General features: G+C 54.8%; 1 pseudogene. It reads left to right on the top strand.

Going from position 1 to position 1,192, the window contains the following annotated elements:
- A pseudogene (locus AC1DU6_RS31970) lies at window positions 1–1,192 on the top strand (hypothetical protein); the annotation flags it as partial.

The raw sequence follows: 1,192 nt of genomic DNA on the forward strand, positions 1-1,192 counted from the left end.
GCGATGAAGACCCCGCAAAACCGTCGCATCCTGTTGGTGGATGACATGCCTGCAATCCACGAGGATTTTCGAAAGATCCTCATGCCGCAAGCGCCGGAACACGCGCAACTCAGCGCCGTGGAAGCAGCTTTGTTTGGCGAAGAGGACAGCGCGCTCCCCCAAATCGCCTTTGAACTCGATTCTGCCTATCAGGGGCAGGAGGGGCTTTCAAGATTAGAGGCCGCCCTCCACGAAAACAGGCCCTATGCCATGGCCTTCGTGGATATGCGCATGCCGCCCGGCTGGGATGGTGTGCAAACCATTGAACATCTATGGCAGCGCGACCCACGTTTGCAGGTCGTTATTTGCACGGCATATGCCGACGGTTCGTGGGCCGATATCTTGGCGCGCCTGGACGTGTCCGATCGCCTGCTGATCCTCAAAAAACCCTTTGATTCCATCGAGGTCTTCCAACTGGCCACGGCGCTCACCACCAAATGGCAAATGATGCAGGATGCGGCGGCGCACCGCACCCTTTTGGAAGACGCGGTACGGGAACGCACCAGTGAACTGCTCACCGTCAACGAAGTTTTACAGAACGAGATAAGGGAGCGCAAGCATCTGGAAGGGCAATTGATCCAATCAGAAAAGCTGGCCTCCATCGGTCAGCTTGCGGCAGGTGTCGCGCATGAGATAAACAATCCGATCGGCTATATCTTCTCCAACCATGGCACCTTGGATGGATATATCGGAAAACTATTCGAGCTGATTGCCGCCTATGAACACGCAGAAACCAGCATCACGGCACCCGAGGTGATTGCAAATCTGCGCGCACTGCGTGAACGTGTGGAGTTGGACTTCTTGAAAGAAGACATTCCAGTGCTCATACGAGAATCCAAGCAAGGCATTGTGCGGGTGCGCCAGATCGTCCAGGATCTGAAGGACTTTTCCCGCATTGATTCGTCGCAAGACTGGGAATCAGCCGATCTGCACCAGGGCATCGATTCGACGCTGAACATCGTCGCCAGCGAAATCAAGTACAAGGCCGATCTGGTCAAGGAATATGGCGCTATTCCCAATATTGAATGCCTGCCTTCAAAGATCAATCAGGTGGAGATGAACGTTGTGGTCTATGCGACTCACGCCTTTGTTGAAAATCGTGGCCTCATCGCCATTCGAACGGGAGCCGAAGGGGCGCACGTGTGGTTGGAGG

Source organism: Roseateles sp. P5_B10 (assembly GCF_056400485.1).